The sequence below is a fragment of the Chitinophaga sp. S165 genome (assembly GCF_003182155.1).
In the GTDB taxonomy this organism is placed as follows: domain Bacteria; phylum Bacteroidota; class Bacteroidia; order Chitinophagales; family Chitinophagaceae; genus Chitinophaga.
Genome location: NZ_QGTG01000002.1, coordinates 510,587 through 526,575 on the forward strand (window position 1 = coordinate 510,587; position 15,989 = coordinate 526,575).

A 15,989-nucleotide genomic window follows, 5' to 3' on the forward strand; every position below is an offset into this window, starting at 1 on the left:
CAAAAGTGGGTGGCAATATTTTAGATAAAAGACACGAGTAAACGAACGATGAGCAGGAGATCATAGATCCTAATATTTAAATAACAGTAATTATATATCTGATCTTTAATTCAAACCCTGATACCTGATGAAAAAAATTCTCTTTTTCGGGATACTGGCATGCAGTCTTGCATTTTATGCCTGTGAAAAAAACGGTACCGACGATACTGGAGGCGATGAACCACCAGAGAAGATCGATACCATTCACCTCAGTGACAGATCTGCACTGGCTACCAAGGTTAAAGTGGCCTTTGGTATTCCTGTTACAGGAAATATTCCGTCGGCAACAGCCGGAAACGGAGCCCCGGTACTCGTTGAAAACAAAAACATTGTTAATGCCATTAGTGGCCGTTACATTGTTATTACGCCCTCCTTCAGTTATTTCGAGTCGACCATAAAAGGCTATTACGTGTCCATCGTTGGAAGCGGCGCCTATTTCAAGGTTGACTATTCTGCTAATCGCGGTTTTGCCAGAAAGGCCCCCCAGGTACTTCAACCCCTGCTTCGTGAAGGCGACTATGTAGATTCGTCCATCATTGTCAAGTTACCTAAATACATTATTGGAGATACCCTGTCACTTACTTATGCTGCCTACGACTCACTGGGCAACATCAGCAATCAGGTGAAGGCATATGTCCGTATTCACAGCCAGAACGGTATTGCAGATTACCAGGATTTTGTGGGGAGCTGGAAAGTGAACAGGAAGACCGATGTTAACGGCGTTTGGCAGAACTACTATATCCCTGATACTGCCCGCAGCAGCTTTACTTGTGTAGGCGGCAAGGTGCAATACTGCCTGAATAGTCAGCAGGAATGCTTCGAAGGCATCGGTGCAATAACAGGCGTTACTAAATACGACCTGATGTTCACTGATATGAATGAATATGCGGAGCTATTCTCTGCTTCAGCCACCCGTGTTATCCTGGAGACTTCCACGTGCGACAAGCTCGCTTATGGCACCCAGGTATTAAGCAAACTGGAAAAAGGCGGTTGGTCATACAATGCCGAATCTAAAATTATGACCATTGTAGTGGATAATAACGGCCTTGAATACAATAACTTCTATTCTTACCAGGTGAAGATCCTGGAAATGACCCCTCAACAGGTTACTTTAATGAGGGTTGATAACACCTCTTATACGGTGGAACTCGTTAGAAAATAATCATGTCTTTATTTCACAATATGCGAGGGGCTGATCATGGTGATCAGCCCCTCTTATTTTTCTAAAACACTCCTCTTTATTTATAACTCACGCTTTCACTTTCTTGCTCATTACAGCGATACACATACCCATGACAGCAATAACGGAAAAGGAGATACGGAGACTGGTAGCCTGTGCGATCAGTCCGATCAGCGGCGGACCAGCCAGGAAGCCTAAATAACCTATTGTAGATACTGAAGCCAGGGCCCTGCCTGGGGAAGATGGCATACTACGACCAGCCGCGCTGTATACCAGCGGTACTACTGAAGACACACCAGCACCAACTAACAGGAAGCCTAATATGGCCACGTTGAAATAGGGAAACAACACAGCGATCAACAATCCGCCTGCCGTTAAAGCCCCACTAAGTTGTAACACCCGTTTGGTACCAAAACGTACTGTCAGAAAATCGGCTATAAAGCGGAAGCCTGCCATGGTAAACATAAATGCATTATAACCAAGACCTGCTGTTTCCGGTGGCGCACCGATCACCTTTTTGAAATATACACCGCTCCAGTCAAACATTGTCCCTTCACAGATCATGGAACAAAAAGCGATAACGCCTAATGTCAGCAAGATCTTATCAGGCCAGGCGAACAATGGCGTCTTCTCCTGTGCATTTGGAGCATCCTGTGCTACAGCATACCGGATGGCCACCGCTACGATAATGATAGCCAGCACCATAATAAACAGGAAATGCTGGTAAGGCACAACTCTCAGGGCTCCCATTCCGGAACCGATAGACGCACCTGCAAATCCTCCGAGGCTCCATAGTCCATGGAATGAAGCCATAATAGAGCGTCCGTACATAGCTTCCACAAGAACGGCCTGCGTATTTACTGCGATATTAGCCATGTTACCGCAAAAGCCAAATACGACGAGACATGCAAACAGTTGCCAGCTTGTTGCTGCCAATCCCAGTGTTGGTAACACTCCTGCGTACAGCAGACCGGCCAACATCAATACCTGGCGGCTGCCATATTTATCTACCAACACACCTGCAACGGGCATTGATAATATAGAACCTATGGGCAACGCCAGCAGCATGCCACCTAATGCGCCCTCAGAAAGGTGCAGTTTTTCCTGTATAGCAGGAATCCTGGAGGCCCAGCTGGCAAAGCAAAGTCCTGTGAGGAAGAATAAGGCGCTAACGGCAATACGTGAGGTCCTCTTGTACGAATGACTAATGGTCAGTTCTTGTAACATCTGGTTAATACTTTGAAATACTGAAAGGTTTTCCTGTTGATCAGATGACATTTATTCCCAGCTGGCGGTAAGGCGATGCCAATGCCAGCCCGGCTTCATCTGTTATAATGGTGTCCATTGCGGTTATATTACAAACCTTGTAAGGCTCTGCAGTGCCCATTTTGTCGCTCGTTACCAGTGCGATCACTTTATTGGCGGATTGTACCATCACATTTTTGACGGCCGCCTCCTCCATATGAGGGCCGGTTACACCGACTTCGGTATGCAAACTGCAAACACCCATGAAGCATATATCTGCCCGCAGTTTCTCCAGCATCCGGATGGTATCGAGACCTGCAGTGACCTGCGAGCTTTTGAAGATCCTGCCGCCTGTAAGTATCACCTCCACACCTGGGTGCTCCATCAGTTGCATGGCAATGGGAATACTGGGAGTGACTACCGTCAATTGTAGTGAAGGAGGAAATAATTTTACGAGGGCATAGGTAGAGGTACCACCGTCCATGATAATGGTTTGCCCGTCGTGCAGAAAAGCCAATGCTTTAGCGGCAATAGCCTTTTTATCATCTTCATGGATGCCGATACGCTCATTAAAGGTAAACGGATTAGGAGAATGTGGGATAGCTCCTCCCCTGACCTTGATGAGCAGGCCGTTCTGTGCCAGCACTTCCAGATCGCGCCGCACGGTATCTTCTGATACCTGCAGATCATTACTCAGTTCCGTATGCAGCACTTTATGATCTGTCTGCAACTTCTTAAGTATATAATCAAACCGTTCTTCTTTCAGCATTATCTTGCAACTTTCTGCAAAAATATGAAACTTCGTGCAATATTATGCTATGAAATTTCAGTTAAATAGCTAACTTTGCAAAAAACAGCAGAATATGGCAAGAATAGCAATAGATATGGATGGCGTTATGGCAGATACCACCCAGCAGTATATTAACTGGTATGCAGAACGTTATGGCGTACAGGTAGACAAAGCATCATTATACGGTCAGCCGGAAACATCCGGATTTCCTCTTGGCCGTGAGGTCATTCGCGGGTTCCTGTATGAACCAGGATTTTTCAGGACCAAACCTGTTATAAAAGACAGTCAGGAAGTGATCAGGGCATTGCATGACAAACACGAAGTATTCATTGTATCGGCTGCAACGGAGTTTCCGATATCCATACCGGAAAAGATAGAGTGGTTAGAAGAGTTCTTCCCATTCATAGGCTGGCAGAATATGGTGTTTTGCGGATCCAAAACAATTGTGCAGGCAGACTATATGATAGATGATCACGTAAAGAACCTGCAGCCGTTCAAAGGAGAGGCACTGATGTTCACCGCTCCGCATAATATCAACATCACTGATTTCAAAAGAGTTAACAGCTGGGAAGAAGTAGGCGCTCTGTTATTATAATGATTACAGGTCGATATTCGCCCTGTTGTTTACACTGTTATACGGATATCCCAGCGGGTCGGTAGCCAGTCCCTTCCAGACAGGCAGGAATAACAGTTCATTGATCCGGTGCTCAAACGCTTCAGCGTTGGTGATACGTTCACTTGTATAATCGCACCATGATAATCCACCTTCCGGCCACTGTTTATTCAACTGTTCCAGGACTGCGTCCATGAATGGCGGCCACCACATGTCCAGCGGAAGGGCGACTTCCCTTACCATCAGGTGTACGGCTGATGGTAGAAACGTATAGTCTTCCACTTTTATCAGTGCATTGTGCTGGTCGTTATTCAACCTGGTGGCCAGAATATCGGCATATCTTTTCTGGTTGAAGAACTCTCCTGCGGCGCCACAAACAGGCATTACCAGATACCATACAGGCGTATCAAATGCATTCGGCAAATAATTCATTGAAGCAGGTTTGATAATACAGTTATCATTATAGCAACTAACGTAAAACTATAATAATTTTATTATACCGTAAAAAACCAGAGAATCACTTTTTGAAATGTTTTGGATTGATTATGAGAAGAGTATGGTTATTTGAGTGTACAGTGTTTCGACAGCGATATATTTCTTCCTGAATTATCCTTTTTTTGAACGGGCCTGTTTACGTAGTTGCAGTATGTCTTTTTTGGCCGTTTCAAGTCCTTCTTTAAGAGCGGAGTGGCTTTTCAGTAATTGGTTATGCTCTTCCAACAGCTTATAATACTTTTCGCGGAGTGCAAGCATTTCATCATTTTCTACCTGCCGTGAATCTTCAAATGCGCCGGGATGAAGGAAGTTGTTGCTTGTCATTTCGAGGGCCCTTGCCACCCTATCCAGTTCTTCTGCTCCGAACACTTCTTTTTCGAAGAGATTATACATTGTTCTCCGGCTCATTCCTAAACGTTTTGCCAGTCTCGTTTTATTGAGCCCCCGTTCTCCTATCAGCTCCATCAACCGGCCGCCGTGATGTAATACAATGTTCTCGTTTCCTTTTTCACCATTGGAAGCAGGTATGCTGTTCCATTCATAAAACTCTTCGGGTGTGATACTGATGATCTCACAAAATTTTTCGAGTGTACTTCGCTTCATATCACTTTTACGCAAATGATAATGCGCGATCTGATTGGTGAAGCCGGCCATATCGGCGAAGTCGACTATCTTGATTTTCTTCTGCTTTAAGATTTGTTTAAGGCGCTGGCCCATGTGGATTAACCTGGACATCATACTAGATTTTACTAACAGTGGATTGCGGTGGTGTGCAACTCATACAATATAATAATAATTTCCATTTCATTATCATAATTGGAAATTCATATAGACAATATAGTTATCCCAATAATAACGCTAATAAAGCGATCATTTTAAGACAACAATTAAGTTTACAATTCATTTCGGCCAAAATGTTGACAATATTTTTTCCAATATAAAAATGAATTTATGTAATCAACTGTAATTTAATTTATTACAAAAGTCAAAATTCTCAAAAAAAATAGTTGTGCAAAATTTTCTGCAACAAGGGGTTTATAAATACATTTGCTTACATCACAATCATAATTATTACAATCATAAAAAACTCTCAATTAATCATTATCACATTAATCAAAATTCACCAAGATGAAAAAATCGATGCCCTCGACGTCGCAACCAATCAATTTATTGCAAGATGTGCATGCAAGGATGATCAATTTACCGATTTATTTTCGTGAACGCGTATGTGAGGAATGCTCCTGGAGTATCCCAACATTCTATCGCAAGATGCGTAACATTTTAAAGCCCGGTAGTGACAAAGAAAAGATCACTCCGAATCTTAGCAATGCTGAAAAAGAAAAGATCATTGCTGTTCTTGACGAAGTTTACAGCAGCTTCTGGGAGTACTGTGAGAAGTACAGAAAAAAACCGACCAAAGGATAGTTAAATTCCCGGACTTCATGACCTGTGCCAACTAATTTTTAATAACCCACACATTTCCTCTGCAACGAAAATCCCTTTTCCCCTTTCCTTCAGGATTATCACTCATATACAGGATAGTTATTGACTATTCCCCATTTTTACTAAATTTAAGCTGCAGATTGATAACGCGTTATTTACAATGACCAACAAAAACTGATTGCAGCTATGGCTTATCCGTACCAGATCAAGAGCTTAGAAGAGTATCAACAGAATTACCAGCAGAGTGTAATAGACCCGGAGGGCTTCTGGGCAAACGTAGCTGATCACTTTTATTGGCGGCGTAAGTGGGACAAAGTGCTGGAATGGAATTTTAAGGACCCGGATGTAAAATGGTTTACCGGCGGTAAACTGAACATCACTGAAAACTGTCTTGACCGTCACCTGGGAACCCTGGGAAACACCCCCGCTATTATCTGGGAACCTAATGATCCCGAAGAACGTCACCGTGTTATCACCTACCGCGACCTTTACAATAAAGTATGCCAGTTTGCAAATGTGCTGAAGAATAACGGTGTTAAAAAAGGCGACCGTATCTGCATTTACATGGGAATGATCCCTGAACTGGCTATTGCCGTACTGGCATGCGCACGTATAGGCGCTATCCACTCGGTAGTATTCGGTGGCTTCAGCGCCCAGTCTATCGCCGACAGGATCCAGGATGCACAGGCCAGCCTTGTTATCACCTGCGACGGCGCATTCCGCGGTAACAAAGATATTCCGTTGAAGTCCGTGATCGATGATGCCCTCATCGGTTGCCCTTCAGTAAAAAAAGTGATCGTATGTACCCGCACACGTACTCCCGTGAGTATGATCAAAGGCCGTGACCTTTGGTGGGAAGATGAAATAAAACAGGTGGAAACAATGGGCAATCCTCCCTGCCCTGCTGAAGAAATGGACGCAGAAGATATGCTGTTCATTCTTTACACTTCCGGTTCCACCGGTAAACCTAAAGGCGTCGTGCATACCTGCGGCGGTTATATGGTTTATGCCAACTATACCTTCGTGAACACTTTCCAGTATCAGCCAGGCGAGGTTTACTTCTGTACAGCAGACGTGGGCTGGATCACAGGTCATAGTTACATTATTTACGGTCCTCTCAGTGCGGGCGCCACCACCCTGATGTTTGAAGGCGTACCTACCTATCCCGACGCAGGCCGTTTGTGGTCCATCGTTGACAAATACCGCGTTAACATACTGTACACCGCTCCTACCGCTATCCGCAGCCTGATGGGCTATGGTCTTGGTCCGGTGAACCATAAAGATCTCAGCTCCCTGAAAAAGCTGGGAAGTGTGGGCGAACCAATCAACGAAGAAGCATGGCAATGGTTCAAAGAACATATCGGTAAAGGACGCTGTCCGATTGTCGACACCTGGTGGCAAACAGAAACAGGCGGTATCATGATCACTCCTATTGCCGGTATTACCAAGGAGAAACCTGGTTATGCCACACTGCCGCTACCTGGTATACAGCCCATTCTTGTAGATGAATCCGGAAAAGAGGTAACAGGTAATAATGTGAACGGTAACCTTTGTATCAAGTTCCCATGGCCGGGTATGTTACGTACCACCTATGGCGATCACGAACGTTGCCGGACCACTTACTTTGCTACTTACGATAATCTTTACTTTACGGGAGATGGTTGCCTTCGCGACGAAGATGGCTACTACCGTATCACCGGCCGTGTTGACGACGTACTCAATGTGAGCGGGCACCGTATTGGTACCGCTGAAGTTGAAAACGCTATTAACATGCATGCCGGCGTAGTGGAAAGTGCAGTAGTAGGTTACCCTCACGATATCAAGGGACAAGGTATCTATGCCTACGTCATCACAGAAAGGCAGGTACACGACCCTGAACTGACCAAGAAAGATATCCTTCAGACAGTATCACGTATCATCGGCCCGATCGCCAAACCGGATAAGATCCAGTTTGTAAGCGGGTTGCCTAAAACACGTTCCGGCAAGATCATGCGCCGTATACTCCGTAAGATAGCGGAGGGTGAACTGGATAACCTGGGCGACACCTCTACCCTGCTCGATCCGGTAGTAGTGGATGAGATAAAAAGAGGACGACTTTAGCAGTAACAATACTCATATTATAAAAAGGGCTGACATGTTCAGCCCTTTTTTTGTATCTTTGCGTACCCGAAATAAGGCTTAAAACCTATATCTGACTTTGCAATTATTTAACCGGACAATATCCAAACCTCTTTTCCAATATCCCATTATCAACAAAAACATCTATGAAAAGATTATTATTCCTTGCCTTGTCATGTAGTCTGTGGGCGTGCAAAGATGATGAAGTAACTCCCGATGTCCAGCCTCCGCAGGAGGAAAAACCAACAGCTACCGTTACTGTGTGGGACACCAAACAATGGAGTACTGATAATCCGAAAGGCGTTCCTTTAGAAGGCGCTACTGTACAATTATTTGCCTCCCGCCAGGACTATCTGAACCAAAAACCTGCATATACAGCTACTACCAATAAAGACGGTGTCGCCAAATTTGATATTCCTGAAGGCGAGTACTTCATGGTAGCCAATAAAGGTGGTCTGACCAACACCTGGCGTGACGCCCAGGGTAAGACCAGGGTATCCGATACATTGTTCCAATCGGCAGCAGAGATCTTTGACCTGACACAGCCCATCCAGGATAATGTGCTCCCCGGCGATTTCAAATATTCCGACCTGAATGGCGATGGCAAGATTGACAATAATGATGTAGCTGAAGCACCATTTTTTACGCTCACCGTTAAAAAAGATTCAGTAAATACTACCAGGGCACTGATCGGATCTACTATTAATCACGCATATACAACGTATGCCGAAATCGAGGAAAAACTTCATCTGACTGAATTTCCAAAGATAGCTGCAGCGCATCGCCAGATGGTGATGCTGGACGGCATTCTCAGTGATGACGCCGATTGCCAGATCACGAACCTGCCTGCTTCCTGGTGCGATATCGACCAGTTTAAAATTACACCTACCAACACCACTGTTGAAAATATCTGGAAGGAGCATTATGCACGTATTCTTGAGTTAAACAAAATGTTGGCCAGCCTTAACGGCATACAGGGAGATAAGGCCGATCTTATCGCCCAGCTGAGAGCCTTCCGCGCATACCTGTACTTTGAACTGCATACCTATTTCGGAGCACTGCCTATAACAGAAAAGCTGTTAATGTACCCAAGTGTTTCCCGCAGCTCTGTAGACCAGACAAGGAAGTACATTAAAGATGAACTGACTGCTGCTATACCAGGATTGACGGAAGACAGACCTGTAACCAGGCCCTGGTATATGACTCCTTCAGCTGCCAACATGCTGCTGGCAAGAATTGCACTGACTGAAATAGATGGTGGCGCTGCTATCAGTTATACAAATAAGGTTATCGCAACTAAAAAGTATGCGCTGGCAGATTCCGCAGCTGTATTTACAGCTCCTGCCAGTAACGAAATTATCTGGGATATGACTACCAGCCTGACAACTGGTTTGACATCCCCTTTTAAAGATTACTTTGTTCGCGGCGGACTGAAGGTTGATTTCTGCCCTGCTGTCCGTTATACTGAAACATACCTGCTCAATGCGATGGGACATATCTTATACGGTTCTTTTGATGAAGCTAATAAGTCCATCAATGTTGTTCGTACAAGAGGTAAAAAACCAGCTATTACGTTAACAACGCTGGATGAATTAAGGTCTGAGCTTGATGCCTTGTATAAAGAAGAATTATATAGAGAAGGTTTCCGCTTTGCACGCCTCGTATTACACCAACAAGCGAAGGCTGTACTTGGCAGCAAAGGATATCAGCAGGACAAGAATGAACTGCTGCCTATTCCAATGTCAGTGCTTGCAGGGTACCCTAACTTTTATCAAAACGTCGGATATAATTAAGTAAGCTTCTTTAGAAGTAGCTATCATTACGATAACACGAATTGTTAAAGATCGTGTGTAAAAAGCAGATGTGTCAACGACGATACATCTGCTTTTTTTAATTTTACATAATGAAACTGCTGAAACGTACTTTTCGCGTACTCCTTATATTATTCCTGCTGCTGAATGTCATTGCCGCTTTCCACGCCTGGAAGTTCACGCACTTCTACGCTGCAGGCACATTCAAAAATAAACTGCCCGAACAAATGAGCGTTCTGGAGAAAGGTAAGATGTTACTATTTGGTGTACGTCTCTCAAAATCCACTATCAAACATACTCCGGATGTCCGTTATGAAACCATTCATCTTACAACCAGCAATGGCCTGCAGTTGGAGGGTTGGTGGATGCCCATATCATCATCCAAAGGAACTGTCATCCTCTTTCATGGGTATGGCGGTAGTAAGGACGGGCCGATCCCTGAAGCGGAATATTTTCAGCAGCTCGGCTACAATACACTATTGATGGACTTTCGCGCACATGGCAACAGTGAAGGAAGTGTATGTACCGTAGGTTATAAAGAAGCGGAAGACGTTATGCTTGCTTACAACTTCGTACAGCAAAAAGGTGAAAAGCACATCCTCTTATGGGGTGTCAGCATGGGCGCGGCAGCCATTCTGAGAGCTGTGCCAACCTATCACCTGCATCCTGATAAAGTGATCCTTGAATGCTCTTTCGCCACACTCACAGACGCTGTAAAAGGCAGGATGCGGGCTGTTGGCGTGCCTGGTACTCCTTTCTCCCAGGTGCTCACTTTCTGGGGCGGCATAGAGAATGGTTTCTGGGGCTTTAACTATAATCCGGATGAGTACGCGCAGGAAATTACAATGCCGGCTTTGGTTTGCTGGGGCGTACATGACACCCGGGTTAACAGAGAGGAAACCGCCAGTATTTACAAGCATCTCGGTACAAAGAAAAAAGAGCTCGTCATTTTCGGGAACAGCGGCCATCAGTCATTCTGCAGAAAAGAAGGGGAGAAATGGAAGCAACATGTCCGGCAGTTTCTGTCCATCAAATAACAAAAAAAGCACGCTCCACCCGAATGAAGCGTGCTTCACAAGACCAACATCCGCCTTTATGATAATCATGATGACAGGCATTACCCGGCATCACTACAATGCTCCCGGCGAGAGGCCATAGCGGCACTGTTCTTAATCATGAATAGCATGTAAGATCTTCGAATGCGTTTCTTAAAGTAAAGGTAAGCAGGCACACTGCTATGTGCATTACAGCATCAACGTCTTATTACAACGGGTGTTCCCACCTTAATGATATCATACAGTTCACTCACATCGGAGTTCTTCATACTTACGCAACCCAGGGTCCAGTTAATGCGGCCCTCTACATAGTTGTCGCGTATGCCGGAATTCCATTCCACCCCATGAATACCGATACCTCCACCCGGCGTAGCGCCTGAAGATACCTCTCCGTTTTCCTGCATCTGATGGAATTTATTCCACGCCGCTTCATTGGGATAATCCAATAGCATAAAACGATTCCAGAGCTTATCAACTCTCTTGCTTAATATGTGAAACGTCCCTTCAGGAGTCAGGCGGTCACCCTCCTGTCTTTTGGGAGATTGGTCTTTGTTTCCAAAAACAACTTTATAGATCTTCCGCAAAGTGACGTCTTCATACAAATACATACGATAGTCACTCTTGTCGATCAGTAAAAATACCTTCTCAGGATCTATGTTACCCGGGCCTATTTTCACTTTATACAGATAATCCTCATCTCCATTTGTAGTAAATCCTGATACGGTCAGCGTCAGCACCAGGAGCAGCAGCAAGCAATAGCGATTCATTTTCACAGGGATTTTGCAATAATATTAACGTTGAGCGTCAACTGATTATTGCAAATGGTTAAAAAATACAGATGGCAAAAATAAAGAACCATCCGGAATTTCCGTCAGATGATCTCTGTACGGAACCGGATGGTCCTTGATTAATACGGCGATGCCGCGTATGTATTTTGTACTCTTGCTGCGTAAGTTTAGTATCCGAAGATCTCCTCCAGCGACACTTTCTTAACATCTCCATACTTCTTCAGATCGTCCAGGTTGACTTTCTTTTCAGACGCCAGGATGCAATAGGTGTATGGCTTTTTAGCAAGGTTCTCATCATGGAACTGCTTCACATTTTCAAATGTGATACCATCGATCTGTGTATACACGGTTTTGCGATAATCACTGTCAAGTCCCAGCTTCTTTGCTGCCAAGTAATTGAAGATAATACCGTCCTGGGTGATACGCTCGGTTTCGATGTCCTGTTTCAGGCTTTGTCTGGCGGTCTCAAACAGTTTGTCAGAACGCGGAATATCATTCAGCAATTCATTCATTCCGTTGATCGCATCATTCATTTTATCTGCCTGACTACCTACATAGGCCACTACAGAATAGCGGGAATCTTTCTTTTCAGGTGAAGCATAATAAGCGTAGGTAGAATAAGCCAGCGCTTTAGATTCACGGATGGTCTGGAACACGATCGATCCCATGTTACCACCGAAGTAACCATTGAACATGTCTATCAGGGCAGTGTTTTCCGGTTTGTAAGTATCTGTGTTCCTTACCCAGTTCACTTCCGATTGCACCATGTCATAGTCGGTAAATACCACCTGGTTGCTGCTCTGATCTGCCTTATCAAACTTAACGGCAGCAGGTACAGCCTTCAGTGACGCTGCTACTGTATGTTCCTTCTGTATAGCTGCTGTAGCGGCTTCCAGCGTCTGCGGACCATAATAGATAACAGTGTGCTGGTATTCAGGCAGTGTATGCAGGATATCTACCAGCTGTTGCGCAGTAACACCATCCAGTTCTGTCTGGCTCAGCTGATTGTTGAACGGATTTTTAGAACCGTACATAGCGTAGTTGGCCAGTCCTTTCAAAATGTTGCCTTTGTTCAGCTTACTGTCGGAACGGCCTTTTGTTAAACGGCCTTTGAAGGCGGTCAATGCCTCCTCGTTCGGCTGACAGTTCTTAAGTACGTGCTCAAACAAGGAAATCGCTTTATCGAAATTCTCTTGCAAACCGCTAATGCTGATGGTAGTTACATCAGTACCTGGAGTTACGTTGAAATTACATGCGATGTTATAGAACTCTTTACTGATCTGCTCAGTAGTATATTTGTCTGTACCCAGGAACTGAAGATACTGAGCTGCCAGCGGAAGCAGTTTATTGTTCCAGCTACCCATGTCAAAACGGTAATACAGGCGGAACAAGCTGTTATCTTTGTTCTGTACATACAGGATATCAGCAGCGCCCAGTTTACTCTTCTGGATATCCTTATTAAAGTCCAGCCACAGTGGTTGGATCTTCGGTGCAGGCATTTCATTGATCTCTTTCAGGAAAGCGGACTGCGCCTCACGATTTACTTCCACAGGCGTGATGGCGGGCTTTTCTACCTTTTGGATATTCTTGTCCTCGCCTTTACGTTTGTAGAGCAGCACATAGTTATTAGCAAAGTATTTATTGGCGAAATCAACGATCTGCTGTTTTGTGATTTTACCCATATCATCCACAAAAGAAACATCTGTCAGCCAGTTCTTTCCCCTGTGTTTGATAAAGCCGTCCATCAATGAACTGGCACGGGTATTATTGCTTTCCAGGCCCTGCAGTTCAGCAAGCTTTGCGTTGTTCACAATGGCCTTCACCATTGTCTCGTCAAACTCACCTTTTTTCAGGATCTCCAGCTGGCCGAGTAAAAGGTCTTTTACTTCTTCCAGGGTCTGGCCCTGTTTAGCGGTACCGCTCATTTGGAATACGGAATAATCTTTCCAGGGCATTACACCTGCACTTGATTTCAGCACTTTCTGCTGTTTGTTGATGTTCAGGTCAAGCAGCCCTGCCTTACCGTTATTCATCACTTCAGAAACTACTGAAAGCAGTACGTTAGACTTTACGTCCAGCGCTCCGGGCATACGGAAGGCAATGATCACGTTCTCAGCATCGGGACCGAACACTTCTTTTACGATAGGTGCTGTTATCGGCTTTTCTACCGGAGATTTATACTCGGTAACCGGCTTGGATTGCATGTAAGAGAAGTTCTTCTCTACTTGTCTGATCACCTGATCAGGATCAAGGTCGCCTGCCATTACGATAGCCATATTATCAGGCACGTAGTAGGCATTATAGAAATCGCGGATAGCCTTCAGATTAGGATTCTTCAGATGCTCTACGGTTCCAATGGTGCTCTGCTGACCGTAGTTATGTGTCGGGAACAGAGAAGACAGCATCAGTTCATATGACTTACGGCCATCGTTGTCAAGGCCTCTGTTCTTTTCTTCGTATACCGCTTCCAGTTCGGTATGGAATAAGCGGAAAACAGGGTCTTTGAACCGCTCTGCCTGAACGGCCAGGAACTTATCTACCACATTGGAAGGAATATCTTCTTCGTAGATCGTCTCTTCCACCCAGGTATGTGCGTTGGTTCCTTGAGAGCCCATACCGGCCATCAGTTTGTCGTATTCATTGGCAATGGCGTACTTGGCCGCCAGCCCCGATACGCTGTCTATCTGATGATATACTGCTTTACGGGCAGTAAGGTCGGAAGTATGATTGTAAGTATCATACAGCCCTTCGATCTTATCAAGATAAGGCTTTTCTTTAGACCAGTCCAGGGATCCATACTGTTGGGTACCCTTAAAAAGGAGATGTTCCAGGTAATGGGCCAGCCCGGTATGGTCATGCGGATCGTTGTTACTGCCGGCGCGAGTACCGATCAGTGTCTGAATACGTGGATCTTTCTTGTTTACACTGAGAATAACAGTTAATCCGTTTTTCAGTGTGTAGAAGCGCGCCTTCATCGGGTCGTTGGTAATATACTTATAGGTATATCCCCCTGATGTGGCCTCTTTCCATTCATACTTCTTCTGTTGTGCGCCTGCCATAGTGGACATAGTACAGGCTCCCAGGAATAAGCAGACTGCTTTTTTAATGAGGTTCATGTATTGGTTTTTGAAAATAAAAAGAAACATTACCAAATATAATGGTAATGCCCGTATGTAAGGCAAGAGGAATTTGTTAAAAGGAACTATAAGATGAGCAATGGCCTATCTTTTCCAGTCAGGTACCAGGGTATGTCCGTACTCAATATTAACAAACAGCGCGTTAAGGGCTACGGGTGTTTCCACATGAGCTAAAAACAGCGGCCGTTCGTAAGACAGGCCAGTAAACGACATATCATTATTAGGCTCCGGGTCATGGGTATATGTTTTTACCCCTACAATTCTCTTCTCACATGAATGTGCCCATACAATAAATCCGGTACAGGCCAGAAAAGCAATAAAAGAACGCATACGACTAGATTTTGATCCCCCAAAAAAACGTTAAAAGCTGTTAAAACGTATCCCTATTGAAAAAGGATACTGTTCCAGACCATAATCATGTAAGGGAGTTAGTGCAAAATTACCATAGAGTTTGAGAGGTCCGTAACCCACATCTCCTGTCAGGCTCAACTTCCACTTGTTCAGGTTGAAATCATCCACTTTCTTTTCTTTTCCTCTTTCCCTGCTGATCTGTTTGGTCCGGGCCTTTACAAGATATCCGCCCATTACACCCATCCCCATTTTAAATGCTCTTGAGGGGCGGACAGGATTACTATTGAAATTTAACATCAATGGTACGCTCAGGTATTCTGCAAACAATTTATTCTTTGAAAAATTTACGTTGTCCCTTATTATCTGGGTAGGATATCCGGGTACATAGCTAATATTTCTCGCAAAACGGTAATTATTCATTTCAACTCCTAAAGCATAGATCAGGTTTAATTTATGTTTATAGATATTCAGCCTTTGCTGGAATAGCCAGATATTAACATTGATCGACTTTCCGGTGATCAGTTTAAACTCTGACGGCGTAAGCGGCGCACTACCACCTCTCGGTGCGAGTGTGTTCAGTCCTGCAGCGGAATAGGTGAACGACTTATTATAAACGTCGGACACGCCATTAGGTGCGTAGTAAGCCAATGCAACAGCTCCTGTATAATCGCTGCGGTCCATGTAGTTATTGAAACCAAGATCCACTACAAACCACCTTGTTTGCAGATTTTTTTTCAATTTTTCCCTGGCATATGCAGTGTCGCTATAAACCTTGAAGATGCGTTTGCCATTGGCATCTTTTCCCTTCATGATGATCAGCCCTTTTACCTGGATCGTCTCAACAACGCTATCAGTAGTCTGGGCGTTTGCACCAATACTTACAATAAGCAGTAACAATAAATAGCGTAAAACTTTACACTTCAT

At 44.5% G+C, this 15,989-nt stretch carries 14 protein-coding genes; 6 read left to right on the forward strand and 8 right to left on the reverse strand.

Features of this window, described 5'->3' with window-relative positions; genetic code table 11:
* The first annotated feature begins 127 nt into the window (after nt 1-127).
* On the forward strand, nt 128-1,201 hold the full coding sequence (locus C7475_RS10210; RefSeq protein ID WP_110053258.1) for a hypothetical protein: 1,074 nt from the start codon (nt 128-130) through the stop codon (nt 1,199-1,201).
* Nucleotides 1,202-1,288: 87 nt separating this feature from the next.
* Here C7475_RS10210 and C7475_RS10215 read toward each other — a convergent pair whose 3' ends face one another.
* Nucleotides 1,289-2,446: an MFS transporter gene (locus tag C7475_RS10215; protein ID WP_110054029.1), complete on the reverse strand. Its 1,158-nt coding sequence runs from the start codon at nt 2,444-2,446 to the stop codon at nt 1,289-1,291.
* A 40-nt stretch (nt 2,447-2,486) separates the two neighbouring features.
* Nucleotides 2,487-3,233 (reverse strand): DeoR/GlpR family DNA-binding transcription regulator, encoded by a 747-nt coding sequence (locus C7475_RS10220; RefSeq protein WP_110053259.1) that lies wholly within the window; start codon nt 3,231-3,233, stop codon nt 2,487-2,489.
* Between the two features lie 94 nt (nt 3,234-3,327).
* On the opposite strand from C7475_RS10220, the gene C7475_RS10225 reads away from it, so the two are divergent.
* The gene (locus C7475_RS10225) at nt 3,328-3,849 is read left to right on the forward strand and encodes a 5'(3')-deoxyribonucleotidase (RefSeq protein ID WP_110053260.1); all 522 of its coding nucleotides are present in this window, start codon (nt 3,328-3,330) and stop codon (nt 3,847-3,849) included.
* A gap of 3 nt (nt 3,850-3,852) precedes the next feature.
* Here C7475_RS10225 and C7475_RS10230 read toward each other — a convergent pair whose 3' ends face one another.
* Nucleotides 3,853-4,299, reverse strand: a complete 447-nt coding sequence (locus C7475_RS10230) for a hypothetical protein (RefSeq protein WP_110053261.1) — start codon at nt 4,297-4,299, stop codon at nt 3,853-3,855.
* 174 nt (nt 4,300-4,473) lie between these two features.
* Entirely contained in the window at nt 4,474-5,097 is a 624-nt protein-coding gene (locus C7475_RS10235) for a helix-turn-helix transcriptional regulator (protein ID WP_158286476.1), read from the reverse strand.
* A gap of 534 nt (nt 5,098-5,631) precedes the next feature.
* On the opposite strand from C7475_RS10235, the gene C7475_RS32945 reads away from it, so the two are divergent.
* The 4 genes from C7475_RS32945 to C7475_RS10255 all read left to right on the forward strand — a co-directional run bounded on the left by C7475_RS32945 (nt 5,632) and on the right by C7475_RS10255 (nt 10,771).
* A complete protein-coding gene (locus C7475_RS32945; protein WP_158286477.1) occupies nt 5,632-5,787 on the forward strand; it encodes a hypothetical protein in 156 nt (51 codons plus the stop codon).
* A 204-nt stretch (nt 5,788-5,991) separates the two neighbouring features.
* Nucleotides 5,992-7,905: an acetate--CoA ligase gene (acs, locus tag C7475_RS10245; protein ID WP_110053264.1), complete on the forward strand. Its 1,914-nt coding sequence runs from the start codon at nt 5,992-5,994 to the stop codon at nt 7,903-7,905.
* Between the two features lie 164 nt (nt 7,906-8,069).
* Nucleotides 8,070-9,716 carry a RagB/SusD family nutrient uptake outer membrane protein gene (locus C7475_RS10250; RefSeq protein ID WP_110053265.1) on the forward strand — a complete coding sequence of 549 codons (1,647 nt, stop codon included), beginning with the start codon at nt 8,070-8,072 and terminating at the stop codon, nt 9,714-9,716.
* A 110-nt stretch (nt 9,717-9,826) separates the two neighbouring features.
* Complete coding sequence (locus C7475_RS10255; protein WP_110053266.1) at nt 9,827-10,771, forward strand: alpha/beta hydrolase; 945 nt, start codon at nt 9,827-9,829, stop codon at nt 10,769-10,771.
* A 215-nt stretch (nt 10,772-10,986) separates the two neighbouring features.
* Here the strand turns inward: C7475_RS10255 and C7475_RS10260 are convergent, their stop codons facing one another.
* From C7475_RS10260 to C7475_RS10275, 4 genes are all read right to left on the reverse strand, one after another.
* Nucleotides 10,987-11,556 (reverse strand): murein L,D-transpeptidase family protein, encoded by a 570-nt coding sequence (locus C7475_RS10260; protein WP_110053267.1) that lies wholly within the window; start codon nt 11,554-11,556, stop codon nt 10,987-10,989.
* Nucleotides 11,557-11,744: 188 nt separating this feature from the next.
* Nucleotides 11,745-14,693, reverse strand: coding sequence for a pitrilysin family protein (locus C7475_RS10265; protein WP_110053268.1), 2,949 nt, complete (start codon nt 14,691-14,693; stop codon nt 11,745-11,747).
* A gap of 105 nt (nt 14,694-14,798) precedes the next feature.
* Nucleotides 14,799-15,044: a hypothetical protein gene (locus C7475_RS10270; protein WP_110053269.1), complete on the reverse strand. Its 246-nt coding sequence runs from the start codon at nt 15,042-15,044 to the stop codon at nt 14,799-14,801.
* 30 nt (nt 15,045-15,074) lie between these two features.
* Nucleotides 15,075-15,989 carry an outer membrane beta-barrel protein gene (locus C7475_RS10275; protein ID WP_158286478.1) on the reverse strand — a complete coding sequence of 305 codons (915 nt, stop codon included), beginning with the start codon at nt 15,987-15,989 and terminating at the stop codon, nt 15,075-15,077.